Origin of the sequence: Pseudomonas sp. RIT-PI-S, assembly GCF_025642975.1 — a bacterium.
In the GTDB taxonomy this organism is placed as follows: Bacteria; Pseudomonadota; Gammaproteobacteria; order Pseudomonadales; family Pseudomonadaceae; genus Aquipseudomonas.
The window spans coordinates 197,822-222,089 of record NZ_JANZKJ010000009.1 but is presented as its reverse complement, the minus strand read 5'-3'; the positions used below and the strand labels follow the sequence as shown (position 1 = coordinate 222,089).

20 protein-coding genes are annotated in these 24,268 nt (G+C 65.8%); 12 read left to right on the top strand and 8 right to left on the bottom strand.

Annotation, left to right across the window (positions count from 1 at the left end; all coding sequences use genetic code 11):
* The 4 genes from OGL93_RS14680 to OGL93_RS14665 form a co-directional block, all read left to right on the top strand.
* Positions 1–879, top strand: an 879-nt coding sequence (locus tag OGL93_RS14680; RefSeq protein WP_263263479.1) for a FecR family protein, incomplete at its 5' end; no start/stop codon positions are given.
* Positions 880–952: 73 nt separating this feature from the next.
* A complete protein-coding gene (locus OGL93_RS14675) occupies positions 953–2,119 on the top strand; it encodes an efflux RND transporter periplasmic adaptor subunit (protein WP_263263477.1) in 1,167 nt (388 codons plus the stop codon).
* Positions 2,112–4,112, top strand: coding sequence for a MacB family efflux pump subunit (locus OGL93_RS14670; RefSeq protein ID WP_263263476.1), 2,001 nt, complete (start codon positions 2,112–2,114; stop codon positions 4,110–4,112). Before OGL93_RS14675 ends, OGL93_RS14670 begins: the two co-directional genes overlap by 8 nt.
* 8 nt (positions 4,113–4,120) lie before the next feature.
* Positions 4,121–5,593 (top strand): efflux transporter outer membrane subunit, encoded by a 1,473-nt coding sequence (locus OGL93_RS14665; RefSeq protein WP_263263475.1) that lies wholly within the window; start codon positions 4,121–4,123, stop codon positions 5,591–5,593.
* 451 nt (positions 5,594–6,044) lie between these two features.
* Here the strand turns inward: OGL93_RS14665 and OGL93_RS14660 are convergent, their stop codons facing one another.
* From OGL93_RS14660 to OGL93_RS14630, 7 genes are all read right to left on the bottom strand, one after another.
* The gene (locus OGL93_RS14660; RefSeq protein ID WP_263263473.1) at positions 6,045–8,576 is read right to left on the bottom strand and encodes a glycosyl hydrolase family 28-related protein; all 2,532 of its coding nucleotides are present in this window, start codon (positions 8,574–8,576) and stop codon (positions 6,045–6,047) included.
* Positions 8,577–8,666: 90 nt separating this feature from the next.
* Complete coding sequence (locus OGL93_RS14655) at positions 8,667–9,293, bottom strand: hypothetical protein (RefSeq protein WP_263263472.1); 627 nt, start codon at positions 9,291–9,293, stop codon at positions 8,667–8,669.
* A gap of 2 nt (positions 9,294–9,295) precedes the next feature.
* Positions 9,296–9,718, bottom strand: coding sequence for a GNAT family N-acetyltransferase (locus OGL93_RS14650; protein WP_263263471.1), 423 nt, complete (start codon positions 9,716–9,718; stop codon positions 9,296–9,298).
* A 22-nt stretch (positions 9,719–9,740) separates the two neighbouring features.
* Positions 9,741–10,166 (bottom strand): GNAT family N-acetyltransferase, encoded by a 426-nt coding sequence (locus tag OGL93_RS14645; RefSeq protein WP_263263498.1) that lies wholly within the window; start codon positions 10,164–10,166, stop codon positions 9,741–9,743.
* 85 nt (positions 10,167–10,251) lie between these two features.
* Positions 10,252–10,842 carry a DsbA family protein gene (locus OGL93_RS14640; protein WP_263263470.1) on the bottom strand — a complete coding sequence of 197 codons (591 nt, stop codon included), beginning with the start codon at positions 10,840–10,842 and terminating at the stop codon, positions 10,252–10,254.
* 93 nt (positions 10,843–10,935) lie between these two features.
* Positions 10,936–11,847 carry a LysR family transcriptional regulator gene (locus OGL93_RS14635; protein WP_263263469.1) on the bottom strand — a complete coding sequence of 304 codons (912 nt, stop codon included), beginning with the start codon at positions 11,845–11,847 and terminating at the stop codon, positions 10,936–10,938.
* Between the two features lie 110 nt (positions 11,848–11,957).
* Positions 11,958–13,175, bottom strand: coding sequence for an MFS transporter (locus OGL93_RS14630; RefSeq protein ID WP_263263468.1), 1,218 nt, complete (start codon positions 13,173–13,175; stop codon positions 11,958–11,960).
* Positions 13,176–13,475: 300 nt separating this feature from the next.
* Here OGL93_RS14630 and OGL93_RS14625 point away from each other — a divergent pair, with 300 nt between their 5' ends.
* From OGL93_RS14625 to OGL93_RS14610, 4 genes are all read left to right on the top strand, one after another.
* Complete coding sequence (locus OGL93_RS14625) at positions 13,476–14,684, top strand: cytochrome c (protein ID WP_263263497.1); 1,209 nt, start codon at positions 13,476–13,478, stop codon at positions 14,682–14,684.
* Positions 14,681–15,163: a (2Fe-2S)-binding protein gene (locus tag OGL93_RS14620; protein ID WP_263263467.1), complete on the top strand. Its 483-nt coding sequence runs from the start codon at positions 14,681–14,683 to the stop codon at positions 15,161–15,163. The genes OGL93_RS14625 and OGL93_RS14620 overlap by 4 nt, the downstream gene beginning before the upstream one ends.
* Complete coding sequence (locus OGL93_RS14615; RefSeq protein WP_263263464.1) at positions 15,147–17,381, top strand: molybdopterin cofactor-binding domain-containing protein; 2,235 nt, start codon at positions 15,147–15,149, stop codon at positions 17,379–17,381. The genes OGL93_RS14620 and OGL93_RS14615 overlap by 17 nt, the downstream gene beginning before the upstream one ends.
* A 151-nt stretch (positions 17,382–17,532) precedes the next feature.
* Positions 17,533–18,645: an alkene reductase gene (locus OGL93_RS14610; RefSeq protein ID WP_263263463.1), complete on the top strand. Its 1,113-nt coding sequence runs from the start codon at positions 17,533–17,535 to the stop codon at positions 18,643–18,645.
* Between the two features lie 20 nt (positions 18,646–18,665).
* Here OGL93_RS14610 and OGL93_RS14605 read toward each other — a convergent pair whose 3' ends face one another.
* Positions 18,666–20,174 carry an MFS transporter gene (locus tag OGL93_RS14605; RefSeq protein WP_263263460.1) on the bottom strand — a complete coding sequence of 503 codons (1,509 nt, stop codon included), beginning with the start codon at positions 20,172–20,174 and terminating at the stop codon, positions 18,666–18,668.
* Between the two features lie 141 nt (positions 20,175–20,315).
* Between OGL93_RS14605 and OGL93_RS14600 the strand changes: the two genes are divergently transcribed.
* The 4 genes from OGL93_RS14600 (at position 20,316) to OGL93_RS14585 (ending at position 24,257) form a co-directional block, all read left to right on the top strand.
* Positions 20,316–21,194 carry a LysR family transcriptional regulator gene (locus OGL93_RS14600; RefSeq protein ID WP_263263459.1) on the top strand — a complete coding sequence of 293 codons (879 nt, stop codon included), beginning with the start codon at positions 20,316–20,318 and terminating at the stop codon, positions 21,192–21,194.
* A gap of 401 nt (positions 21,195–21,595) precedes the next feature.
* Positions 21,596–22,534: a nucleoside-specific channel-forming protein Tsx gene (locus OGL93_RS14595; RefSeq protein ID WP_263263458.1), complete on the top strand. Its 939-nt coding sequence runs from the start codon at positions 21,596–21,598 to the stop codon at positions 22,532–22,534.
* Between the two features lie 23 nt (positions 22,535–22,557).
* Positions 22,558–22,971: a cytidine deaminase gene (locus OGL93_RS14590; RefSeq protein WP_263263457.1), complete on the top strand. Its 414-nt coding sequence runs from the start codon at positions 22,558–22,560 to the stop codon at positions 22,969–22,971.
* Positions 22,972–22,991: 20 nt separating this feature from the next.
* Positions 22,992–24,257 carry a NupC/NupG family nucleoside CNT transporter gene (locus OGL93_RS14585; RefSeq protein WP_263263455.1) on the top strand — a complete coding sequence of 422 codons (1,266 nt, stop codon included), beginning with the start codon at positions 22,992–22,994 and terminating at the stop codon, positions 24,255–24,257.
* The last annotated feature ends 11 nt before the right edge of the window (positions 24,258–24,268 follow it).

Below are 24,268 nucleotides of genomic sequence, written 5' to 3'. Positions count from 1 at the left end.
TGCACCGCGCAGGAGCGGCGCGCCTTCGAGGCCTGGCTGGCGGCAAGCCCGCGCCATGCCGAGGAGTATGGCCAGTTCGAGCGCCTGTGGCAGGCCGCCGGGCAGCTCAAGCCGCGCCAGGCGCCCGCACCGCGCCGCACGGCCATGGCCGGTTGGCGCCAGCCCTTGCGCGCCGTAGCCATGGTGCTGGTGGGCGTGCCCTTGCTGGCCTGGAGTGGCTGGGAAGCCGGCTGGCTACCCAACAGCTACCATCGCTACCAGGCAGAGAACGAACGCCGCCAGCTCACCTTGCCCGACGGCAGCGAAGTGGAACTGGACCTGCGCACGGGGCTGTCGTTCGCCAACTTCAAGGATGCCCGCCAACTGGACCTGACCCGTGGCGTGGTGTACGTGCACGCCAGCCATAGCGCCGAGCATCCGTTCAAGGTCAAGGCGGGCCGGGTCACGGTGACGGTGACCGGCACCCGCTTCAGCGTGTGGGCCTTCAACGACGAGGTGATGGTGACGGTCGCCGAGGGGGCGGTGAAAGTGCGCAGCCATGGCGACGGCGATGACGCTGTGCTCACCCCCGGGACCCAGGCGCACTACCGCCCCGGCGATGCTTCGCCCAGCGTAGGCCCGGCAGACCTGGACAGCGCCCTGGCCTGGCGCGGCGGCCGCCTGGTGCTGCAGGACATGCCGTTGGCCCAGGCGCTGCCGTTGATCAACCGCTACCTGGACCAACCCCTGGTGCTGGCCGATGCCGCGACCGGTGGCTTGCGCATCGGCGGGGTGTTCAGCACCTCTAACATGCCGGCGCTGGTGACCGGCTTGCCCAAGGTGCTCCCGGTCACTCTCAGCCAAGGCGAGGGTTCGCTACGGGTCAGCCTGCGCCGCTGAACCACCGGCTAAATCCGCGCCCCGCCGGTTCGTCTGTCTGGCAGCGTTCCCGTGCACCGGCCGGATGTTTTTCATGACCCGTTTTCGTCGTAACCCGTTGCTCGCCCTGGCCATCGCCGGGGCGCTAGGCCTGACTGCTCTCGCGGCATGGGCCGTCTATCCGCGCAGCCCTGAACAGGGCCCCATGGCCACCGTAGCCCGCGCGGATATCCAAAGCCAGGTGTCCGCGCTGGGCACCTTGCAACCGCGCCAATATGTCGATGTGGGCGCCCAGGCGTCCGGGCAGATCCGCCGCTTGCACGTAGAACCAGGCGACGAGGTCGAGGCTGGCCAGTTGCTGGTGGAGATCGACCCCGCGACCCAGCGCGCCCGGGTTGACGCCGACCGCGCGCAAGTCGATGCGCTCAACGCTCAACTCGCCGAACAACGCGCCCTGCACACCTTGGCCGGCCAGCAATACCGGCGCCAGCAAGCCTTGGCCAGCGGCAATGCCACCCGTGAGGAAGACGTGCAGGGCGCGCAAGCGCAGCTGGCCGCCGCCGCCGCGCGGGTGCAGGGCCTGCAAGCACGCATCCGTGAGGCCCAGGCCAGCCTGCGCCGGGACGAAGCCGAACTGGGCTATACGCGCATCTATGCGCCCATGGCCGGCACTGTGGTCGCGGTGGACGCCCGTGAGGGGCAGACGCTCAACGCCCAACAACAAACGCCGCTGATCATGCGCATCGCCCGCTTGTCACCGATGACGCTGTGGGCGCAGGTGTCGGAAGCCGACATCGGGCGGCTCAAGCCCGGCATGTCGGCGTGGTTCACCCTGCTCAGCGGCGAAGGCCGGCGGTGGCAAGGCACCGTGCGGCAGATCCTGCCGCTGCCGCCGCGGCCACTGGAGCAAAGCAGCCAGGGCGGCGGCAGCCCTGCCAGCCTCGGCCAGGGTGGCAGTGGCCGGGTGGTGCTGTACACCGTGCTGGTAGACGTGGACAACAGCGACCGCACGCTGATGGCGGACATGACCGCCCAGGTTTTTTTCGTTGCCGGCCAGGCGTCGCAAGCGCTCAGCCTCCCGTTGGCGGCGGTGCGTGAGGACGATCAGGGCACGCGCTTCGCCTGGGTCCGCGGCGGCCACGGCGAGCTGGAGCGGCGGCCGTTGCGGACCGGGCTGAGCGACCGCCTTCGGGTGGAAGTGCTAGAGGGCCTGGCCGAGGGTGAGCAGGTGCTCGTCGGCGACGGTGCCGGGCATGAATAACCCGCCCGTGAACAACCCTGCGCTGATCGAGCTGCAGGGCATTCGCAAACGCTATGGCGGTGGCGACTCGCCCAGTATCGAGGTGCTCAAGGGAGTGTCGTTGCGCATTCATGCTGGCGAATTCGTTGCCATTGTCGGCGCCTCCGGTTCGGGCAAGTCCACGCTGATGAACATCCTCGGCTGCCTGGATCGGCCCAGCGCCGGCAGCTATCGCTTCGCCGGGCACGATGTGGCCGCCCTGGGGCACGACGAACTGGCTTGGCTGCGGCGCGAAGCGTTTGGCTTCGTGTTCCAGGGTTACCACCTGATCCCCTCCGCTTCGGCCCGGGAGAACGTTGAAATGCCGGCGATCTACGCCGGCACCCCGGCACCACAGCGCGCGGCGCGCACCCAGGCCCTGCTCGAACGCCTGGGCCTGGGCCAGCGCACCGCCAACCGGCCGCATCAGCTCTCCGGCGGCCAGCAGCAGCGGGTGTCGATCGCCCGCGCGCTGGTCAACGGCGGGCATATCATCCTCGCCGATGAACCCACCGGCGCGCTGGACAGCCACAGCGGCGCGCAGGTGATGGCCCTGCTCGATGAACTGGCCGCCGAGGGCCATGTGATCATCCTGATCACCCACGACCGCCAGGTGGCCGAGCGGGCCGAGCGGATCATCGAGATCCACGACGGCGAAATCATCAGCGACCGCCCGCGGCGCGCCCTGGCCGCCCCACTCGCCAGGACGCAGCTGCCTGGCACGGAGCTCTCCACCATCGAACTGGCTCGGCGGCTGTCGGGCGATCATGCGGTGCCCTCGGGCGCCTGGCTTGGTGAACTGCGCGAGGCATGGCGCGGCGCCTGGCGGGTGATGTGGAGCAACCGCCTGCGCACCGCGCTGACGCTGCTGGGGATCGTCATCGGCGTGGCTTCGGTGGTGGTGATGCTCGCGGTGGGCGAAGGCAGCAAGCGCCAGGTGATGGCGCAGATGGGCGCCTTCGGTTCGAACATCATTTACCTCAGCGGCTACGCACCCAACCCGCGTGCGCCACAGGGGGTGGTCAGCCTCGACGACGTGGCTGCCATCGCCACCCTGCCCCAGGTCAAGAAAGCGATGCCGGTCAACGGCGCCGAGCTGACGGTGCGCTATGCCAACCTGGACATGCAGGCCTACGTGGGCGGCAATAACACGGATTTCCCGAGGATCCTCAACTGGCCAGTGGTCCAGGGCAGCTACTTCACCGCCCAGGACGAAGCCCGGGCGGCCACGGTGGCGGTGATTGGCGACCGGGTACGGCGCACCCTGTTCGGCGCCGCCGACCCTATCGGCCGCTACCTGCTGATCGAGAACGTGCCCTTCCAGGTGGTCGGCGTGCTGGCCGCCAAGGGCGCCAGCTCCGGTGACAAGGACGCCGACAACCGCATCGCCATCCCTTATTCGGCGGCAAGCATTCGCCTGTTCGGCAAGGCCGAGCCTGAATACGTGATCATCGCCGCCGCCGAAGGTGGGCAGGTCCAGCGCGCGGGCGCGGCGATCGAGCAGCTGATGCTGCAACTGCACCGCGGCCAGCATGACTTCGAGCTGACCAACAATGCCGCGATGATCGAAGCCGAAGCCCGTACCCAGAACACCCTGTCGCTGATGCTCGGCGCGATCGCGGCCATATCCTTGCTCGTGGGTGGCATCGGCGTGATGAACGTGATGCTGATGACGGTGCGCGAGCGCACCCGCGAGATTGGCATCCGGGTAGCGGTCGGCGCCCGCCAGCGGGACATCCTGCGCCAGTTCCTGACCGAAGCCAGCCTGCTGTCGCTGGTGGGCGGTGTCACCGGCGTGATACTGGCGCTGGGCGTCGGTATCGGCCTGCACCTGGCCGGGGTGACCGTGGCCTTTACCGCCGCCGCGGCGGTGGGCGCCTTTGCCTGCGCCCTGCTCACCGGCCTGGTGTTCGGTTTTATGCCCGCCCGCCAGGCCGCCCGTCTGGACCCCGTCGCCGCGCTGGCCAGCCAATGAGAATGCCCATGCCTGTTCACCTGCGGTTACCCGCGTCCTTGTTACCCGCTTGCTGCTTGTTAGCGGCCTGTAGCGGGCCCGCGCCGGTGCCACCTGCCCTTCCCCCCGCCCCCAGCCAATGGCAGGCCGGTGCCCAGGCACCCATTGTGGCCATGGACGACTGGTGGCAGCGCTTCAACGACCCGGTGCTGGACGCGTTGGTACGCCGCGCCCAGCAAAACAGCTTCGACCTCGCCGCCGCTATCGCCCGCGTCGAGCAGGCCCGGGCACAGGCGCGGGTCGCCGGCGCCGCGGGGCTGCCCACCGTGCAGCTGGGCCTGAACGCTACCCGCGAGCGCCTGATGCATGGCCCGGGGTACAGCGCTATCGACACCTATCAGGACGACCCTGGGTTGGAAACCTACAGCCTGGGGCTCAGCGCCAGCTATGAGGTGGACTTCTGGGGCGGGGTCCGCGCCCGGGCCGCGAGCGCGGTCAGCACCTGGCAGGCGAGCCTGTTCGACCAGAGCGCGTTGCGCCTGTCGCTCGAAGCGGACGTGGCCCAGGCGTACCTCGCGGTGCGCGCACAACAGGCGCGGCTGGAAGTGGCCAGGCAGAACCTGAAGAACGCCGAACAGGTGCTGGCGCTGGTGCAGACCCGCCACGGCGCGGGGGCGGCAACGGCGCTGGAGTTGGCGCAACAGCGCGGGCTGACCGCTCGCCAGCGCCAGCAGCAGGCGTTGTTGCACCAGCAAGCGGCCAACGCCGAAGTCACCCTGGCCACGCTGCTCGGTGTGGCGGCGGGCCAACTGGCGTTGCCGCCGGGGGGCTTCGAGCAACTGCACTGGCCAAGCATCGGCGCTGGCGTGCCCAGCCAGCTGCTGACGCGCCGCCCCGACGTGGCCCGGGCCGAAGCGCGGCTGGCCGCCGCCGACGCCGACGTGCAGGTGGCCCGGGCAATGATGCTGCCGCGGCTGACCCTGACCGCCAGCCTCGCCGGCGGCGCCAACCAGGCCAGCGACCTGTTGCTCAACCGTTACTACGACGTAGGTGGCGCCCTGCTTGCGCCTATCTTCAATGCCGGTGCCCTGCGCGCCCAGCACCAGGCCAGCCAGGCGCGGCGCGAAGAGCTGCTGGCCGGTTATCGCAAGGCCGTGGTCGATGCCTTCGCCGACACCGACCGCGCCCTCAACGACGCCCAGGGGCTGGATGCCCAACTAGGGTGGCAGGAGGAAGCGCTGGCCCAGGCCCGCACTACCTTCGAGCTGGCCGAGCGGCGGTATCGCGCCGGGGCGGAGAGTTTGCTGACCATGCTCGACGCCCAGCGCAGCCTGTTCGAGGCCCAGGACACCGGCATCCAGCTGCGGCTGGCGCGGCTCAACGCCAGCGTGGGGTTGTACAAAGCGCTGGGGGGCGGATGGCAACAGCGAGCGCCCGGCGCTACACCGGCCGCCGGCGCACAGGCTTCACCAGATGGCCCCCCCACGCCAACACAGGACTGACCTGTCCCCTGTAGGCGCTGGCGCCAGCCTGCGAACCCCGCCAGGGGTACCAGGCCTGCGCAGCGGGCGGCGATACAAGGCTAACCGGCTTCACCGGATGGCCGCCCCCACGCCGACACAAAATTGGCCTCTTCCCTGTAGGAGCTGGCGCCAGCCTGCGAACCCCCGCCGGGGGTACCAGACCTGCGCGGCGCGCGGCGATACGGGCTCACCGGCTTCACCGGATGGCCGCCCCCCACGCCGATACAGGACCGACCTGCCCCCCGTAGGAGCTGGCGACAGCCTGCGACCCCCCGCCGGGGTACCAGGCCTGCGCAGCGGCCGGCGATACGAGGCTCACCGGCTTCACCGGATGGCCGCCCCCACGCCGACACAAAATTGACCTCTTCCCTGTAGGAGCTGGCGCCAGCCTGCGAACCCCGGCGCCGCGGTTCACAGGCCTCGGCAGCGCCTACACAGTATGCGTGTCGGTCTCGGCCGCTACACCCAGGGTGGTCAACTCGACTGCCGGCGCGAACACGAAATTGGCGGCGCTCAGGTGCTCGGTGAGATTACCCGCCAGGCCCACCTCGAACTTGTGCCCCTGGGCGTCGGCCACCTGGCTCTGTACGTAGGTACGGTCGGTGGCGGCGCTGTAGGCGATGCGCAAGGTATCTCCGGTGCCGTTGCCCAGCCCGGTGAAGCCCAAGGCCGAGACGTCCAGGGTGTCGCGCAGGGTGAAGTCCGTGATCAGGTCCGCGCCGCCATGGAAGCTGTCGTTCACACTGGTAAAGCGGAACGTGTCGGCGCCCGAACCGCCGGTGAGCGTGTCCTTGCCCGCCAGGCCGATGAGCACGTCATTGCCTTGACCACCCTCGAGGCTGTTGTTGCCGGCATCGCCGGTGAGGGTGTCGTTGCCGAGCAGCCCCGCGCCGGTGCTGGGGTACTCGGAGTGCGCGAAGATGATGCTGTCAGCGCTTTGCGAAACCCGCACGGCGAAGCGGTTGCCGTCGGCGTCCGCGTCCAGCGAGGTGTACAGCATATGCCCGGCGCCATCGTCGGCGATGGTCAAGGTGCCGTTATGCCCGTCCCCTAACCCGGTGAAGCCGAGCGCCGACACATCCAGAACGCCGTAGGTGAAGTCCAAGCGGTCGACCACCTGTTCGCCGGTGCGGTCGTTGACGAAACTGTCGCTGATCGCGCGATAAACGAAGGTGCCGCCGCCCCAAAAGGTGCCGAGCGTATCGGCGCCGGCACCGCCTTCGAACCACACGCCACCGGTGGCGACGAAGATATTGTCGTCGCCACCGTTGCCGTAGTACACGCTGTTGCCGGGATCGTCCTCGCCGACGTAGACCGTGTCCGCGCTGTCGCTACCGTTGTAGAAGTCCACGAAGTTGCTAGCCGTCAGCTGGTCGCGGTAGTCGCCCTTGAGCGCCACTTCGAAACGGTTGCCATCGGCGTCTGCATCCAGGCTGGCCAGGACCGTGGTGTTGCTGGTGACGTAGTAACGCAGCAACAAGGTGCCGTCATGGCCATCGCCCAGGCCATGGAACTTCAGGTCCGTGAGGTCGAGCAGGTCTTTGCTGGCATCGAAACCGGTGATGACGTCCCGGTGGGCCGCCCCAGTGCTGTCGACGTAGCTATCGGTGACCGCGTGGTACAGGAACCTGTCATAGCTGCCGCCAGCGATAAGTTTGTCGACCCCGGCGCCTCCGGTCAGGTTCGTGCCATAGGCGCCCGCGGTGAGCGTGTCGCGCCCGGCGCCTCCGTAAAGCGCGGTCGCGATGCCGGCGGTGAGATGGTCATTACCGTCGGTGCCGTACTGGGCATAGCCCCCGGCATAATTCACGCCGTCAGTCGCACGGATCGGGTCGCCCTGGAAGCCGTCCAGCTGGTTGCCGCTCACCTGGTGATGGAAACCACCGCCGGGTGAAGGCGCGGTGATCGCATAGGTGGAATTGGCGCCGGCGGTGATCACGTTGTTAACGAGGTCGTAATCCACATCCGCCGCGGGGAATGCCGCGTTGCCCGCCACACCGGCGGGAAGCTGGCCGATCAGGATCTCGCTGCCAGGGCCGTTCTGCAGGTTCTGGTGCACCGCATTGCCGATGATCTGGGTGTCGAAGGTGCCGGCGAGGTTGATGCCTTCGGCGCCGTTGCCGTGGATATCCAGGCCGGTCAGTGTGGCGCGCTGGATGTTCTCCAGACGCACACCCGCGCCGCCGTTGTTGTAAACGGTGCCACCGCCCAGGGTGTCTTGCGCATACGCCGAGGTTTTTTGCGGCTGCTCAAAGCCGGTCAGCACGATGCCGTCGCCGCCATTGTCGTGGCTGTTGCTGTTGAGCAGCACTGCGCCTTCGGTGGTGGCCCAGCTGGCGGTATGGATGTCGAAACCGTCACCGCCGTTGCCGTAGGCTTCGTTATCGGAAAAGCGCACCGAGTCGCTGCGCCCGGCGCGGGTATCGAAGCGCGTGGCAAAGCCGTCGTCACCGTTGTCATGGGCCACGCTGTCGCTGATCACCAGGCCATCGGTGAGGGTGTTGGCCACCAGCCCCGACCCGCTGCAGTTGGCCAGTTCTACCCCGCTCACCTCCAGGCCCACGCTGTGCGCGTTCGGGTTACTGGCGCTGCCGCTCACCAGGCCATTGACCGTGCCGCTGGTGTGGGCCTGGTTGCCGTCCAGGGTCAAGTCGGCGACCTTGGCGTCTAGGGTGTTGTGTTGTGCCGAGGTGCGGACGATGCCATCGACCGCGCTGGAGCCATCCGCCAGCTTGAGCGTGGTTTGCCCGGCACCCGCCCCGCTCAAGGTCACGTTGCTTTTGAGGGTGATGCAGCCGCCATCGGCGTTCGGCCCGGTCACCAGGTAAGTGCCTTGGGGCACATAGACCTCACCGCCGCCCGCTGTGAAGGCGGCGTTGATCGCCAGCTGAATGGCGTGGCTGTCATCGGTGACACCATCGCCCTTGGCGCCGAAGTCCAGAACGTTGAACACCTGGGTCATGTGCAATCCTCAAAGCGGTAAGAGTCGCCGTCCCCGGGTGGAACGCGATTGACCGGAATGCAGAACCCGTCGGTTTGGTCAGGTTGGACCTTATGGCTCCACGATGGTTCGCCCTCGTAGGTAGCACACGGCCGCTGCTATACCCCCCACGATCGCAAGCGGCCAGCACACCAACAGGTTGAATATCATCCAGAAGAACATCAGACCGAAGCGCGGATCGCTGCCATTTTTAGGCGAACTTTCCAGCACCAGCCGGGTATCGACCCCGGCGAACGCCGGATCCGCCACGGTTACCTGGGCCTGGAGTTGGTAATGCCCGGTGGGGGCGGGATAACGCAGGGTCGCCAGCCAGCAGCTGATGTCATCCCTGCTGATCCCACTGGCCTGCCCCAACCTCGAAGTGCCCTGGGCAAGCACTTTCGAATCCATGCCCAACAGCCGCCAGTGGACCTGAACGGTGGCGGGTTGACCATCGCGGCCTACCAGGTCCATCAGCTGCTGGAAGTTATCTTGCGTTCGCGCCAGGCGAACCTGCAGGTATTTGTAATCGGTGGAGCGTATTTCGATCACCTGCTCCACGGCTGAAGGCTTGTCCAGCGGGAACGGCGCGTCGAGCGGCACTGCCGTGAGCCAATCGCTCCACAGCTCAAAGCACAGGATCGAAAGCAGGCTGACGGCTGAGCACAGGCACCAGAGAAGGCATCGGCGTTTGTTCATCTTCAATCGAATCGTTTTTGCATATAAAAACGGCTATGCCCAGGCGGGTAATCCTTGAGTTCGCCAAACACCTCGAAGCCCAGCCGGCGATAAAAATCCGGGGCTTGGAAGGAAAACGTATCCAGCCAAATACCCACGCAGCCTTTCTGCTGGGCCAGGGTTTGCGCGCTGTCCATCAATTGTGACCCTATCCCCTGGCCCCGAGCGGCTTCAGGCACGACCAGCAGTTCCACGAATAGCCATCGCGCTGCCACTCTGGCCCACAACCCTCCCTGTGTAACGCCCGCTTCATCAATGACCAGAAAGGCGGTTTTTTCGACTTCGGAGGGTTCGGCCTGGGCGTTATTGTAGGCCTGCAGAGGTAAAAGAATAGCTTCATAATCAGCGGGTTGTGGATCTTTTTTGATTTCGATTCTCAGGTGCATGGCGTGTCCTTGCGCTTGAAACCTACAGTTCCTTACTCATAAACACTCTGCTGGAACCTTGCGGCTCGCAGGCGATGGTTCCAAACCTTACCCAACCCTTTTTTTCGTAGAACTCAGGTGCCTGGAAACTGATGGTGTACAGAACCGCAGCGCCACAACCCCGGCGGCGCGCTTCGGTTTCGAAGGCATCCAGCACCTGGCTGCCGAGGCCGGCCCCGCGAGCGTGCTCTGGCAAGTAAAACAAGTCTAGAAAGGCCAGCCCCAGGGACGTCCGGCCGGTAATACCGCCCAAGACTTCACCGGTATGGGCGTCCCGCACGACGACGCTCAGCGGTTGGCGGTCGCTATAGCCCACGGCCTGAGCATTGAACGCATCGAGGCCATCGCCGATAGCCCGTTCAACGGCGGGGGCCACCCCGTCGCTCACCTCGATCACCGGCTGCTCGATCACCTTTATGCGTCCTTGTTCATTTAATGGGAGGGCCTGTGGCGCCGCGCAGGGTAGATGTGGACCGCACCGCCCCGCGCAGGGTTCAGTAGCGCAGGTAGCGGGCCAGAACGCTTGGCGGCTGGGCGCCAGCGATGACCTTGTGGCCAACGCGGACCGAGGGCATCATCCGGCCGCACCAGGCGGCAGTGGCCTGTTCATCCTGCAGTAAGGCCTGTTCGCTGTCGGCCGTCGCCGGCCATGGCGGGCAAGGGTAGCCCAGCAAGCGGGAGAGCACAGCTGGCAGCCCGATGTCTTGGCCGTCGCAGAAGTACGCCTGGTAGATGGCCTCGAACAGCACGCGCTGGGTTTGCTCATCAGCGCTGCAACGGCGCAGCACCCAACCCGCCAGGCGGGTATCCGGCACGGTGGCGATACGCTCGAAATCCAGGGCGACCCCCAGCTGCGCCGCCTGGTCCAGCGCCCTGGTTTCGAACACTTGGGCGTCACTGCCGAAGCGCCGAGCCTGATAGGCCCGGTACGGCTCGCCCGCCATCCTGGGCTGGGCGATGGCGCACGGCTGATAGTCCACGGTGAAGGGCTGGCTGGCCTCGGCGATGGCTGCGCGCAGGCGACGCTCGGCGATCCAGCCCCACGGGTCGAGAAAGTCGAAGGCCAGTGCCACGGATGGTTTCATGATGTTGGTCTGTGCAGTTTTTCCCGAGCACAGCCTAGGGCAATGCAGGCGATACAGGTAGTGGCTGCCGGCGCAACACAGCGTTGCGGCGGGTCACCGCCAGGTGATCGAACGCCAGGTTTCGTCGAGGAAATCCACGAAGGCCTTCACCCGGGTAGAACCCCGGTGGTTCGGTAGGTACAGCACGTTGATCGACGAGTCGGCGGTGCCAGGGTTCACATCATAGGCCGGCAGTATCCGCGTGAGGCGGCCCTGCCGGACGTCCTCGGCGACCAGCCAGTCGGCCAGCATAGCCACGCCCTCTCCTGCCAAGGCGCGCTCGCGCAGGATGTCCGCGTTGTTGCTCTGCAGCCGCCCGCGCACGTCCACGGTGATAGCCTCGTCGCCATGGCGGAACAGCCAGTTCTTGTGGGCGTTGCCATAGTCGAAGCGCAGGCAGGCGTGTTCGAGCAGGTCCTGGGGATATTCCGGATGCGCCGTACGTTGCAGGTACTCGGGGCTGGCGACGATCCACCGCTCGAAGTGGCCGATCGGCTTGCAGATCAGCTCGTCGTTGAACACCGTGGTGCCTAGCCGGACCGCCAGGTCGACCCTGTCCTTGAACAGGTCCGTCATGGTGTCGCTCAGGTTCAGGCTGACTTCCAGCTCGGGGTGGCGGTCCAGCAGGCGCCCCAGGCGGGGCGCGATCACCCGCCGGCCGAACTCCACGGGCACGCTGATGCGCATGCGCCCACGGGCGGTGCCATCGCGGTCGGCGATGGCGTTATCGGCCGCTTCCAGGGCATCGAGGATCGCCAGGGCATTCTCGAAGTACGCCTGCCCCGCTTCGGTGGGGCTGCTGTGACGGGTGCTGCGGTTGAGCAATGCCGCGCCGAGTTCCGCCTCCAGCGCCGCGACCTGGCGGGTTACCGAAGACGTGGCCACGCCGAGCTTCCTGGCGGCGGCGGAATAACCACCACAGCGCACCGTTTCGACGAACATGTTGAGTGCAAGCAGTTTATCCATGACTAGGTTCCGGAATCGCCAGCCGCGCGGGGTCACCCGCGCGGTACTCCCACATTCTAGAGGGCGATCCTGCGCACCTGCCTTGCCTGCGCGTGCTTTTCTTTCCTGCCTCAGGCCGCGCGGCGGCCGCTGCGCAGCAGGTACAGCGCCAGCGCCAACCCCGGCAGCAACGCCGCCAGAGAGGCCGAGGTGGCCCAGCCGAAGTGCTCGTACAAGGGGCTTGCCAACAACGAGCCGAGCGCGCCCCCCACGAACAGGCTGGTCATGTACACCGCATTCAGGCGGGCACGGCTGTGCGGGTCCAGGGCGTACACCTCACGCTGGCTCAGCACCATGTTCAGCTGCACGGCGAAGTCCAGCAGCACCGCGCTGGCTACCAGCCACAGGTAGCCGCCACCAGGCAGGGTGCCCATGAGCAAAGCGACCGGGGCAAGTAACAACGCCACCTTGGTGCCGATCTGGCCGTGACCTGCGTCCGCCAGGCGGCCGGCAATGGGTGCAGCGATCGCGCCCACGGCGCCGACCAGAGCGAAGAGCGCGACCTGGCCCTGGCTGAAGCCATGGTGGCGGATCAGCTCGATGGGCGCGATGGTCCAGAACAAGCTGAAACTGGCGAACACCAGCCCTTGGTACAAGGAGCGTTGGCGCAGTACGCCATAACGCCGCGCCAAGGTGAACACCGAGCCGATCAGCGCGGCATAGCTCGCTTGGTGGGTGGGCATCCGCCGCGGCAAAGCCAGCGCCATCACCAGGGCGATAACGGCCATAAGCCCCGAAGCGATGAAGTAAATGCTGCGCCAGCCGAACGTTTGCGCCACGGTACTGGACAGCGGCCGCGACAGCAGCACGCCCAGCAACAAGCCGCTCATGATGTTACCCACGATCCGGCCGCGGGACTGTTCCGGCGCCATGTGTGCCGCCAGCGGCACGAGGATCTGCACGGCGACCGAGGTCAGGCCGATGAACAATGAAGCGATCAGAAACAGCGATTGCGTCTGGCTGGCGCCAGCGATAGCGAGCCACACCGCCACCGCCAGGGTGAACCCCACCACCAGCCGGCGGTTTTCCATCAGGTCGGCCAAGGGCACCAGCAGCAGCAACCCGGCGGCATAGCCGAACTGGGTCAACGATACCACCAGGCTCGCATGGGTGCTGGAGAGGCCGATGGCGGGCGCGATCAACTCAACGATTGGCTGGGCGTAGTACAGGTTGGCAACCACCGCGCCACAGCAAAAGGCAAGGAAAGCAACCATGGCGCCGGAGAGCGTTGGCAGCGCACCGACGCGCGCCGCCGTGGGGGGAGAAATATCAGCGTTAGCAGAGGACATGAGTGCACCTGGGATGAAAGTGGAAAACGAGGTGCCAGCCTAGGGCGGCTTGCCCAGGCGGAGAATCCCTGCGCGGGGCATCAAAGCTGTGCGCGTTGCGCAACGGCGGGACTGTTGCCGTTGGCGCAACGGCCTGTTGCGCCGTCATCGCATACTCCACGCGGGCCCATTGTTCTACCCTCCGGCCACTGAACGCAGGCCGTTGGTTGCCTGCGCCACCGGGCATGGAGGTTGGTGATGGGCCGTGGTCGCTCAAGGCTGTGGGTTGGCGCAGCGGTGCTGCTGGCAGCGGCCGCGTGCATGGCCATTGGCATGATGTGGAGGCCGGCAATAGCACCGGCCCAGGCCCCTCGCACGCTGGACCCAGAAGCCGTTCGCCGTGGTGCCCTGGTGGTCGAAGCCGGGGACTGCGCGGTGTGCCATACCCGCCCCGGTGGCGCCTACCTGGCCGGCCAACTGCCCCTGAAGACGCCCTTCGGCACGCTGTACAGCACCAACATCACCCCTGACCTGGCCACAGGTATCGGCACCTGGTCGCTACCGGCGTTCGAACGGGCCATGCGCCAGGGCGTTTCCCGGGACGGGCACTTGCTCTATCCCGCCTTCCCCTATGTGCACTACCGGCGCATGAGCGCCGAGGACATCGCCGATGCCTATGCCTACCTGATGAGCGGCCCGCCGGTGCAGGCGCCGGCCTTGCCCAATGAACTGAACTTTCCCATGAACTTGCGCCCGCTGGTGTCGTTCTGGAACCTGCTGTTTCTCCACACACCCGCGTTGCAGGCTCAGGCTGACAGGCCCGAACCCTGGAACCGCGGGCGTTACCTGGTCGAAGGCGCCGGGCACTGCGGTGGGTGCCACTCCCCGCTGAACCTGTTGGGGGCCGAAGAACGCGGCAAGGCCCTGACCGGTGGCATCGTCGACGGCTGGGAAGCGCCGTCGTTGCTTGGCCTGGCGCAGCCCACGCGCGGCTGGAACCGCGAGCAACTGGTGGCCTACCTGCGCGGTGCGGTCGTCGATGGCCACGGAACCCCGGCAGGCCCTATGCGGCCGGTGAGCCTAGGCCTGGCGAAGCTTCCAGACAGTGACGTCCAAGCCATGGCGTTCTACCTGCTCAGCTTGCCCGCCGCAGCGCTGCCGGAGCCGCCCCGCTCCTTGGCAGGGGCCGTTCCCGCAGCGGCGCAAGCGTCGGGCGAGGCGGTGTTTCAAGGTGCCTGCGCCGGCTGCCACGGGGCCGCTGCACCCATGCGGATGATCGACGGCCGCCCTGCCCTGGCCGCCACTTCCGCGTTACAAGCGGGCAGCCCGCGCAACTTCCTCAAGACCGTGCTCGAGGGCATCCCTGCCGCGACGGGCCTGCCAGGGCCGGTAATGCCACCGTTCGCCGACAGCCTCGATGACGCCCAGCTCGGCGCACTGGCCGCCTACTTGCGCGAGCGAGCCCGGCCCGGCCAACCCTGGGTTGGCCTACCCTCCACCCTCGATGACTTACGCCAGGAGGCGCAATGACCCCAACCACTCTGACGGTCAATGGCGCGGGCCACGCGCTGAATGTGGACCCCGACATGCCGCTGCTCTATGCCCTGCGTAACCAGCTGGGGTTGAACGGCGCCAAGTATGGCTGCGGCCTGGGCCAATGCGGGGCATGCACGGTGCTGGTGGACGACAAGCCGGTGTTCTCCTGCCTGACCCCATGCGGGGGGCTTCAGGGCAAAGCTATTCGCACCGTAGAGAGCCTAGGTAGCGCGGAGCGCCCGGGGCCGTTGCAGCAGGCATTCATCGATGCCCAGGCGGCGCAATGCGGCTATTGCATCGCCGGCATGCTGATGCGGGCCCAGGCCCTGCTCGAACGCGACCCGCACCCGAGTGAAGCGACCATCCGCGCGCACATGGCTACCAACCTGTGCCGCTGTGGCACGCACCTGCGCATCATCGCCGCGATCAGCCAGGTCGCCCGAACGGGGGAACAGCATGACCGCCAAGGCTGAGGTGGACCTGCGCCGCCGTGCCTTCCTGCGTGACGGGGCGCTACTGGTAGCGTTTTCGCTATTGCCTGCTGGCCGCTTCGCGGTGGCCGATACCGAAGTGGACACCCTCGGCACGCAGGTCCTAGCGCCCCAGTTGGCGGGTAGCCTGCGCACCAACCCCTACCTGGACGCGTGGATACGCATCGATGCCAGCGGCATCATCGTATACACCGGTAAGGTCGAGCTGGGCACCGGCGTGAAAACAGCCTTATTGCAGATTGCCGCCGAACGCCTGGAGGTGCAGCCCACGGCTATCACACTGCTGACCGCCGACACGGCGCTGACACCCAACGAAGGCTATACCGCCGGCAGCCATAGCATTTTCGACAGCGGTACGGCGCTCTACAACGCCGCCGCCCAAGTGCGCCAGCTATTGCTGGCCGCCGCCGCGCACCATTGGGCAATCGGCCCCGAGCACCTGACCACCGAAAACGCGGTTATCCATGGCCCCGCCGGCCAGCGCATGAGCTATGCCGAGGCAGTGGCCGAGGTAGACCTGCATCGCTATGCGCAGACCGAGTCTCCCTCGATGCCAGCGGCGGACTTTCGCTTGATCGGCCATTCACTGCCGCGCCTGGACATTCCGGCCAAGGTCAGCGGCGGCGCGGCCTTCGTACAGGACCTGCGTTTGCCGGGCATGCTACATGCCCGAGTGATCCGCCCGCCCCGGCCGGGCTGCACCTTGCACGCCTTCGATGCAGCGGCCGTAGGCCAATTGGCTGGGGTGGTGCAGGTGATACAAGACGGCAACTACCTGGCGGTGGTCGCCGGTGATGAGTGGCAAGCGATCAAGGCGATGCGCCGGGGCTATGAACTGGCGCAGTGGAACGGCGGCGACGCCCTGCCCGACGCTGGTGGCATTCATGAGCTGCTCAAGCGCTTGCCCGCGCGGCGCTACCCCATCAGCCACCAAGGCACGCCCACGGCGCAGGTCGGCCCCAGTTATCAGGCGCGCGCCACCAAGCAGTACTTGCTGCACGGTTCCATAGGGCCTTCTTGCGCGGTGGCCTGGCTCCAGGACGGCACCCTTACCGTGTGGACCCACACCCAAGGGGTGTTTCCGCTACGTGCCGGCATTGCTGAAATGGTTGGGCTGGCGCCGGAGCGCGTGCGCTGCATCCACACCGAAGGGTCAGGATGCTACGGCCATAACGGCGCCGATGACGCGGCAGCCGATGCGGCGCTGATCGCCATGCGCCTGCCCGGGCAGCCGGTGCGCGTGCAGTGGATGCGCGAGCAAGAAAACCTCTGGGAGCCCTACAGCTCGGCAATGCTGACCCAGACCCAGGCCAGCCTCGACGGCCAGGGCCGCCTGCAGGACTGGCGCTACGAACTCTGGACGACCCCGCACAACGAACGCATCGTCAACGCCGGAAGGCTGATCCCGGCGCGTTTGCTGGCCAAGCCGTTCGTGTCCGCCCCATCGGTGCCTATCGCCCAGCCCGAGGGCGACGGCGACCGCAACGCGGTGCCGCTGTACACCACCGCGTCCACCCGCGTGGACATGAATTTCGTGACGCAGATGCCGTTTCGCACTTCGGCGATGCGCTCGTTGGGCGCTCACATCAACATCTTCGCCATCGAGGCGTGCATCGATGAGCTGGCCGCCCGGGCCGGTATCGATCCTGTCGCGTTTCGCCTGGCGCACCTGGCCGATCCGCGCGCCCGGGCGGTGATCGAGCGCACCCGGGATGCCTTCGGTTGGCCGCCGCAGCAAGCGCCAGGTAGCGGCACCGGTTTCGCCTTCGCCCGCTACAAAAACATCATGGGGTACTGCGCCATTGCCGTTCAGTTGCAGGTGCACCCGCAAACCGGCGACATCCAGGTACAGCGGGTGGTGACGGCGGTGGATGTGGGGCAGATCGTCAGCCCCGACGGCCTGCGCAACCAGGTGGAGGGCGGCATCGTGCAGTCGATGAGCTGGACCCTCTATGAAGCCGTTGACTACGACCCCGCCGGGGTACGCAGTTATGACTGGAGCGGCTACCCCATCCTGCGTTTCCCGCAGTTGCCGGGGCGCGTGGAGGTTCACCTGCTCGACCAGCCGGGCCAACCCTTCCTGGGGGCCGCCGAGATCGTACAGGGGCCTATGGCGGCGGCGCTGGGCAATGCGCTGGCCGCCGCCACGGGCCGGCGTTGGCTGAACCTTCCGCTTACGCGTTCAGCGCAAGACGCCTGAGCGTTCCTGCGGGCAAGCGTTGCCGTACACGCAATGCACTGGCCCGCTGGCGAGGGATTATCACCGCCGAGGATAGAACGTAGGGTGGATGGCAACCGTGAACACCGCCGGGCTTGAGGGCACGGCGCTTTCTTCCAGCAGGAGCCACCCCATGACTGATGCCTTGTTCCAACCTGTCGCCATCGGCCCATACCGCCTTCCCCATCGTGTTGCCATGGCCCCCCTGACCCGATCGCGCGCCGGCCAGCCCGGCGATGTGCCTACCGCGATGAATGCCCACTACTACCGCCAGCGCGCGAGCGCGGCGCTGATCATCACCGAAGCCACGCAGATCTCGCCTCAAGGCCAGGGCTACGCCTGGACGCCGGGCATCTACAACCAGGATCAAGTACACGCATGGCGCCAGGTCAGCACCCAAGTGCATGAAGCGGGCGGGCTGATCTTCATGCAGCTGTGGCATGTGGGGCGGGTGTCGCATCCCAGCTTCCAGCCGGGCAACGGCCTGCCAGTGGCGCCAAGCGCCTTGCCGGTACCAGGCAAGACCTTCATCGTCGATGAACAAGGCCAGGGCGTGTGGAGCGATGTGCCAGTTCCCCGGGCATTGACGACCGAGCAGATCGCCGAGATCGTCAGCGATTACCGCCAGGCCGCACGCAATGCGCTGGCCGCTGGCATGGACGGCGTGGAGATCCACGCCGGCAACGGCTATCTGCTGGATCAGTTCATCAACAGCAACAGCAACCAGCGCCAGGACGCCTACGGTGGCAGCATCGAACACCGCGCCCGGTTGTTGCTGGAGGTGGTCGAGGCTGTAGTAGCCGAAGCCGGTGCTGAACGCGTGGGCGTTCGCCTTACCCCCATGGGGCGCTTCATGGGCATGGGCGATGAAACCCCGGAAGCGACCTTCGGTTACATCGTGCAAGCACTCAACCGCTGGCCTTTGGCGTACCTGCACCTGGTGGAGCCTGCCGTGGTGGGGACGGTAAAGGACGAGAACTTCGACCCGCGCTGGGACGCGATCATCGCTCAGCTTCGCGCCACCTGGCACGGGGTGCTGATGTTAGCTGGCGGTTACGACCCCGCAACCGCCAATCAGGCGGTTGCCAGTGGCCGGGCCGACCTGATTGCGTTTGGCCGGCCGTTTTTAGCCAACCCGGACCTTCCTCGGCGGATCCGCGAGGGCCTGGCGCTCAACACGCCAGACCCCAGTACCTTCTTCGGCGGAGACCAGCGCGGTTACGTCGACTACCCGAGCCACCCTTGACCCCGCAGCTTGGCGTCGAGTCACGGCCTGGCCGAGCTGTGGCTCAACCCGGCTACCACGAGGGCTGTAAGGGTGGTGAAGCCTGCCAGCAGCTGCAACAGCGTGCTGAAGGCCTGGGCATAGGCGGTGCGCAACAGGTGCACCGGTACGGCCCCAGCCTGCTCCAGCGCGTGACGCAGATCGCCCATCACCATGAACTGGGTAATCTGCAAGGCCTGCGTTGGGGGCGCTGCGGTGTTGAGCTCATGCGCCAAGCGGTGGCTGAGCAGCGCTGCAAGCAACGCCGTGGTAATGGCCAAGGCCACCCCTTCGCCGGCAACCCGCGAAGTGTTGAAGATCCCGGCGGCCATGCCTGCCTGTGCCTTGGGCACCAGGCTGACCGCCAGGCCATCCATCAACCCCCAGGGCAGCGCCGTTCCGGTGCCGATCACCAGCAACGCTACAACCACTGGCCAGCTTTGTTGAACATTCAGGCGGCTGAGGCTGAACAACCCGGCTGCGGCCAGCATGAAACCTGCGGCGCAGAGCAACCCGGGCGACACCCAGCGGGTGAGCAAGGCGGCCGCCAGCGGAACCACCAGCATCGGCGCCGACAGCGACAGCATCAGGGCTCCAGCCTGCGAGGCCGTGGCACCTTCTATGCCGATCAGCCGAATCGGCAACACAACAATCAGCACGATGTAGCAATAACAGGTGCCCACCGGCAGCAATTGCACCCTGACAAAGCGGGGATAGCGAAACAGGCCCAACGGCAATATGGGGTAGGCGGCGCGGCGCTGGCTCACGATAAAACACGGCAAGCAGACTGCCGTCGCTGCCAGCGCTGTCATCACCCACGGCGAAGCCCAGCCACGCACCGGCGCCAGGACCAGCGCGCTGGTAAACGCCGTCAGCACCAGCGAAAACAGCACCAGCCCCGCCACATCCAGCCGACGCTCCGAGCAGCCTCGACTTTCTTGCAACGCCCCGGCGGCGAACACCAGCGAAAGCCCGGCAATCAGCGCATTAGCGAAGAAGATCGCGCGCCATCCCCAGTGCTCGCTCAACAGCCCCGCAGCGAGGGGCCCCACCGCCAGCCCCACGCCAAAGGTGGTCCCTAACACGCCGAACGCTCGGGTGCGCGCCGCTCCATCGAACGCCTGGGCCAGCGCGGCGGTTCCGCTGGCCAACGAGGCGGCAGCCGCCACGCCCTGTACCGCGCGCAAGCAATCGATCCAGACTACGGAGCTCGAGCAGGCAATGAGCAGGGAAGCCAGACAGAACAGCCCGGTGCCGCACAGAAACAGGCGTTGGCGCCCAAAGCGGTCGGCCAGGGCGCCTGCCGCCATCAACAGGCTACCGAAACTGAGCATGAAGGCGTTGGTGACCCAAGCGAGCTGCATTGGCGTTGCCTCCAAGGCTTGGCCAAGCAACGGCGTGGCGACTGCGCCGCCGGTAAAACTCAAGGGCAGCACACAGGCGGCAAGGCAAATGGCCGCTAGCAAGACAGCCTGGCCAGGGTCGGTGGTAACGGTGGGGGATGCCTTCATGAGGGCGTTCCTTCGATAGCGATGGGGTTTGTCTAAACCGGCAGAGACCAGCTCAAGGCTGATAAACTCTATCTGCGCTGCAATCGGCGATAAATACGTTAACTATCCGCACATACCCAACCAAAAGGATTTAATCCACCCATGGACAGCCTCAGTGGCGTGACCTCATTCGTGAAAGCCGCCGAGGCATTGAGCTTCGTCGCGGCAGCCAAAACACTGGGAATCTCTGCGTCAGCCGTGGGCAAGAATGTCGCCAAACTGGAGGCTGCACTTAACGTGCGCCTGCTACAGCGCAGCACGCGGCGGGTAAGCCTCACCGCGGAGGGCGCATTGTTCTATGAGCGGTGCAAGAAAATTTTGGATGACCTGCAAGACGCCCAAGCCATGTTGGCCCAGGCCTCCCAGGCGCCCAGTGGCCGGCTGAGGGTCAGCTTGCCCACCATCGGCTACCGCTTCCTGATGCCGCACCTGCAGCAGTTCAAGCAGCTGCACCCCTCCATCGAGCTGGACCTAGACTTCAACGACCGCCTCGTCAATGTGATCGACGAAGGTTTCGACGTAGCCATCCGCAGCGGCCATCTTGCGGATTCGAGCCTCATGGCCCGCAGGCTGGGGCCTTTTCGCTTCCTGTTCTGCGCGTCGCCCGATTATCTCCAGCGCAGGGGGCGCCCCACGTGCATAGCGGAGCTGGAGCGGCATGACTGCCTGAGGTACCGCTTCGCCAACACCGGCAAGATCATGGACTGGACCCTCACCGCTAGCGCTGCCGTCACGGCCCTGCGGCTGCCAACGGCGATGGTGCTCAACAATATGGAAGCGATGCTGATGGCCGCCATCGAGGGGCATGGCATTGCCCATATGCCGGACTTTCTCGCCCGGGCAGCGTTAGATGAAGGTCGGCTGGTCGCCGTGCTGACCGGAGACGAAGGCCAGTTCTGGGTGCTGTGGCCGTCGAGCCGGCACCTGTCGCCGAAAGTTCGGGTGTTCGTGGATTTCATCGCGTTGCACCTCTTTAAATAAACGCCGCGAAAAGCTCCAACTGCAACTTCGCCCTTAGCACGAGCACTTCAGGGAACGTGTTTTAGCCGACGCATTGCCCCTAAAGCGAGCACTTTGCACAAACCAAGTGCTCCGAAGTGGATCGTTCGGTCAAATTCTGGCATTCTTCTTGGCTCAAGCCACCGGATCCAACAAATACAAAAATGGCACAGAACCTGCACATCTCATTCGCTGTTCCACCTCATCGACCTTATACCCGGCGCCGCCTGGTTTTAAGTAGTTGATGCGCTTCTTCCTTTTGAGGAAGAACTCCAGCAAGCCCGCCCGAAACATCGTTCACCGCTAATGTCGGCGACGAACGGCTGCGCCTGCTAAACGCCGAAAAAACAAATCAAGGATCGAGGAGCACCGCAGCGGTGAGTATGAAAAAAATCAAAGTAGCAAACGTTTGCTTCACCTTGGGCTGGGCGTTGTTGCCACTCGCGGCGGGGGCTGCGCAGGCTCCGGCGAACGGTTCCGACAGCGCCCAGGGCGAGGGCTTGAGCTATGAAGTTGCGCCGCCGGTTGATCAAACCAAGGCAGCGCCTTGGTATAACCAGAACTTCACATTGATCGGCAGCAAGGACATCAGCTTCGGCCCTCGCCCTTCCGACGACATCTACCTGGAATACGAGTACTTCGGCCGCAAGGGCCCCTTCGAGTTGTATGGCTATATCGACGCACCGAAAATCCTCGGCATCGGTAATAGCCACGACAGCGGCGTGTGGGACAAGGGCTCACCGTTGTTCATGGAACATGAGCCGCGGATATCCATCGATGAACTGACCGGCCGCAAGTTGGGCTTCGGGCCCTTCAAAGAGTTCTACGTGGCCTTCGACTGGATCTACGACCTGGGCCACAACCGTGCCGGCCGCGCCAACACGTTGTATAGCGGTTTTGGCACCGATATCGAGACCCACAGCCGGGTCAACCTTTCGGCCAACCTCTATGCGCGCCGCCAGTGGGAAAACTACGGCGCGCCCAACGAGAATTCGTGGGACGGCTACCGGGCGCAACTCAAGTACATCGTGCCGATCGACAAGTACAGTAACGGCGCCTCGTTGACCTATATCGGCTTCACCAACTTCGACTTCGGCTCGGACCTGCACGATCAGGCCGGGCCGGCGCGCACGGCCAACGCCACCGTGTCCACCAACGTGTTGCTGTATTCGTTCACCCATTTGCGTTTCATGGCGGCGGCACGTCACTTCCACAATGGCGGCAACTGGAAGGACGGCAGCGAACTTAACTTCGGCGACGGCCCCTTCCGTGGCCGTTCCGATGGCTGGGGTTATTACTTCGGCGTCGGCTATCAATTCTGAGCACTCCCACTAGAGAACCCAGCATGAGCGAGCAACTTTCCAGCGAGCAGCAGCGCTTGATCGAAGCGGCCAAGGCGGCCGCCCAGGCCACCTGGTCGCCGTATTCGAATTTCCCCGTTGGCGCCGCCCTGCTGTGCGCCGACGGTGAGGTGATCCACGGCTGCAACGTGGAGAACATCTCCTTCGGCCTGACCAACTGCGCCGAACGCAGCGCACTGTTCGCGGCCATCAGCCGCGGCATGGCGCCGCGTACGTTCAAGGCGATGGCGGTCTATGCGCCCAAGGTCGAGTTGATCAGCCCGTGCGGCGCCTGCCGCCAGGTGCTCGCCGAGCTGATGGCCCCGGACGCCCTGATCGTTTGCCAGGGCAGCGACCCGGCCGCCACCCGCGTGTGGACGCTGGAGCAGTTGCTGCCCGGCGCGTTCAACCACCTTTAACCCTCGACGGAACCCTTTCTATGATCAGCCTGCTTGGCATTGTGGTGCTTATCCTGATCGCGCTGGCACTGTCCGCCCGGCGCCGCGCCATTCAATGGCGTACGGTCACCGGCGCGTTCGTCATTCAGGTGGCGATCGGCGCCTTCGCCCTCTACGTGCCTTGGGGCCAGAGCGTGCTGGCCGAGCTGGCCGGGGCGGTATCGTCGCTGCAGGCATATGCCAACAAGGGCATCGAATTCATGTTCGGCGGCCTCGGCTCGCCGCACATGTTCGAGGTGTTCGGTAGCGGCGGCTTCGTGTTCGCGATCAAGGTGCTGCCGATCCTGGTGTTCTTCGGCAGTTTCATTTCGGTGATGTACTACATCGGCGTGATGGGCTGGATCATCCGTGTGGTCGGCGGCTTCCTTCACCTCACCCTGCGCACCAGCCGGGTCGAATCCATGGTGGTGGCGTCGGCGGTGTTCGTCGGGCAGTCGGAAGTGCCCCTGGTGGTGCGCCCGTTCATTGCGCAGATGACCCGCTCGGAACTGTTCGCGGTGATGGTCGGCGGCTTCGCCGCGGTCGCCGGCTCCGTGCTGCTGGGTTATGCCGGCCTGGGGGTCGACCTCAGGTACCTGATCGCAGCGTGTTTCATGTCCGCGCCCGGCGCCTTGTTGATGGCCAAGCTGATGGAGCCGGAGACCGAGCAGGTAGTGGAAGCCGAGGCACTGGCGGTGCTCGACGACAAGCAAAGCAAGCCTGCCAACATCCTCGACGCCGCGGCCGAAGGCGCCCAGGTCGGGCTGCGCCTGGCCATGGCAGTTGGTGCGATGTTGCTGGCGTTCATCGGCCTGATCGCGCTCATCAATGGCCTGCTGGGCTGGGCCGGTCACTGGGTGGGTTTCCCGCAACTCACGCTGCAACTGGTGCTGGGATACCTGCTGGCGCCGGTGGCGTTCATCCTCGGCGTGCCCTGGAATGAATGCGTGCTAGCGGGCGGTTTCATCGGCCAGAAGCTGGTGCTCAATGAATTCGTGGCCTACGCCGACCTAGGCAATTACCTCACCGCCGAGCGCGCTGCCCAGGCCAACGTACCGCTGCTGTCGGCACACACCCAGGTCATCGTGACCTTCGCCTTGTGTGGTTTCGCCAACCTGTCATCGATTGCCGTGCAGCTGGCCGGCTTGAGCGGCATCGCCCCCCAGCGGCGCCACGAACTGGCCCGGCTGGGCTTTCGCGCCATGGTCGGCGGCACGCTTTCGAACCTGATGAGCGCAGCCATCGTCGGCTTCTTCATATCGCTTTGAACCGGAGGTGC

Bases quoted from the DNA above. Each gene is read 5' to 3' on its own strand.
- OGL93_RS14650 (WP_263263471.1), bottom strand. From the start codon at position 9,718: ATGCACCTGAGAATCGAAATCAAAAAAGATCCACAACCCGCTGATTAT.
- OGL93_RS14635 (WP_263263469.1), bottom strand. From the start codon at position 11,847: ATGGATAAACTGCTTGCACTCAACATGTTCGTCGAAACGGTGCGCTGT.
- OGL93_RS14600 (WP_263263459.1), top strand. From the start codon at position 20,316: ATGGACAGCCTCAGTGGCGTGACCTCATTCGTGAAAGCCGCCGAGGCA.
- OGL93_RS14615 (WP_263263464.1), top strand. From the start codon at position 15,147: ATGACCGCCAAGGCTGAGGTGGACCTGCGCCGCCGTGCCTTCCTGCGT.
- OGL93_RS14590 (WP_263263457.1), top strand. From the start codon at position 22,558: ATGAGCGAGCAACTTTCCAGCGAGCAGCAGCGCTTGATCGAAGCGGCC.
- OGL93_RS14675 (WP_263263477.1), top strand. From the start codon at position 953: ATGACCCGTTTTCGTCGTAACCCGTTGCTCGCCCTGGCCATCGCCGGG.
- OGL93_RS14595 (WP_263263458.1), top strand. From the start codon at position 21,596: ATGAAAAAAATCAAAGTAGCAAACGTTTGCTTCACCTTGGGCTGGGCG.
- OGL93_RS14585 (WP_263263455.1), top strand. From the start codon at position 22,992: ATGATCAGCCTGCTTGGCATTGTGGTGCTTATCCTGATCGCGCTGGCA.
- OGL93_RS14640 (WP_263263470.1), bottom strand. From the start codon at position 10,842: ATGAAACCATCCGTGGCACTGGCCTTCGACTTTCTCGACCCGTGGGGC.
- OGL93_RS14610 (WP_263263463.1), top strand. From the start codon at position 17,533: ATGACTGATGCCTTGTTCCAACCTGTCGCCATCGGCCCATACCGCCTT.
- OGL93_RS14625 (WP_263263497.1), top strand. From the start codon at position 13,476: ATGGCCATTGGCATGATGTGGAGGCCGGCAATAGCACCGGCCCAGGCC.
- OGL93_RS14660 (WP_263263473.1), bottom strand. From the start codon at position 8,576: ATGACCCAGGTGTTCAACGTTCTGGACTTCGGCGCCAAGGGCGATGGT.
- OGL93_RS14665 (WP_263263475.1), top strand. From the start codon at position 4,121: ATGCCTGTTCACCTGCGGTTACCCGCGTCCTTGTTACCCGCTTGCTGC.
- OGL93_RS14655 (WP_263263472.1), bottom strand. From the start codon at position 9,293: ATGAACAAACGCCGATGCCTTCTCTGGTGCCTGTGCTCAGCCGTCAGC.
- OGL93_RS14670 (WP_263263476.1), top strand. From the start codon at position 2,112: ATGAATAACCCGCCCGTGAACAACCCTGCGCTGATCGAGCTGCAGGGC.
- OGL93_RS14620 (WP_263263467.1), top strand. From the start codon at position 14,681: ATGACCCCAACCACTCTGACGGTCAATGGCGCGGGCCACGCGCTGAAT.
- OGL93_RS14605 (WP_263263460.1), bottom strand. From the start codon at position 20,174: ATGAAGGCATCCCCCACCGTTACCACCGACCCTGGCCAGGCTGTCTTG.
- OGL93_RS14630 (WP_263263468.1), bottom strand. From the start codon at position 13,175: ATGTCCTCTGCTAACGCTGATATTTCTCCCCCCACGGCGGCGCGCGTC.